This is a genomic window from Paenibacillus sp. OT2-17, assembly GCF_009827695.1.
Lineage (GTDB): Bacteria > Bacillota > Bacilli > Paenibacillales > Paenibacillaceae > Paenibacillus > Paenibacillus polymyxa_B.
The window spans coordinates 1-1,322 of record NZ_WUDQ01000791.1; the positions used below are offsets into that span (position 1 = coordinate 1).

At 41.4% G+C, this 1,322-nt stretch carries 1 protein-coding gene; it reads left to right on the top strand.

Translation table 11 applies throughout. The annotated features are described in order from the left end of the window. Positions 1-178 precede the first annotated feature (178 nt). Positions 179-1,322, top strand: a 1,144-nt coding sequence (locus GRP75_RS27145; RefSeq protein WP_337194279.1) for a family 43 glycosylhydrolase, incomplete at its 3' end; no start/stop codon positions are given.

The following is a 1,322-nucleotide window of genomic DNA, read 5'->3' on the forward strand; positions in this document are numbered from 1 at the left end:
CAAACCTTGTCTAATATCACCCATGTAACCGGAAATCAAGAGGTCAGACTGATCGTAACCACCGATAACGGGACTTGGGATGCCTATGTGGATTATTTACAATTTAATTAACTAAAACAAAAAGCTTTTGAACCTATCAAAGATTAGGGGCGATTCTAATATGTATAGGAGGATAAGTGTGCTTTTATTAGTTTTACCATTATTCATGAGTATGATGTCCAATACTTCTGTATTTGCAGCTACTACTTTTACAAATCCGTTTATACATGCTGATTCTCCAGACAACGATGTTATCAGGGTAGATAATACTTTTTATATGACTAGCACGACCATGCACATGAATCATGGAGTTCCGATCATGAAATCTTATGATCTCGTCAATTGGGAAATCGTAAATTATGTTTACGATACGTATGCCAACAATGACGCACAAAATCTTAACAACGGGCAGAACGAATATGGAAAAGGCTCGTGGGCAAGCAGCCTTAGATATTATAACGGCATTTACTATGTGTCCTTTGGCTCCAATTCTACCGGCAAAACATACATCTATCAAACCAGCAATATAGAAACTGGTCCATGGACATCATCAGTGCTTGGCAACTATTATCATGACGCATCGCTGCTGTTTGATAATGGACGTGTATTCTTGGTTTATGGCAGTGATAATATCAGCATTATTGAGCTTACTGCAGATGCAAAGGCTATCAAGCCAGGGGGACTTAATCAGGTGATTATTTCCGCTGCCAGTAATATTGCCGGTTCCAGCTTTATAGTCAAGGCTGAAGGCGCGCACATACAAAAGATCAAGGGAATGTACTATATATTTCTTATATGCTGGCCATCGGGAGGCAACCGCACACAATTAACCTATCGTGCAAGTAGCTTGACAGGACCCTATACAGGTCAGGTGTCATTGAATGATTCAGGTATTGCACAGGGGGGAATTGTTGATACTCCTTCTGGCTCCTGGTATGCTATGCTGTTTAAAGACAGCGGAGCAATTGGACGTATGCCGTATCTTGTTCCGGTTACATGGTCAAATAATTGGCCGGTATTCGGTGTTAACGGTAAGGTTCCTCTTACGATGGATGTTCCTGTTGAAGGTTATCCCGAAAAGAAGGTCTATGCGTCTGATGAGTTTTCATCTTCTCAAGCCTCCAGTCAGCTTATTGCAAACGGTGGATTTGAAAATGCCACCATAAGCCCGTGGACCAATAATAACACTGCAATTGTTGCAGCAACCACTACAGACTATTACATCGGCTCAAAAAGCTTGTTTGTCAGCGGTAGACAACAAACAGCTGCTGGTCCAAAACAAC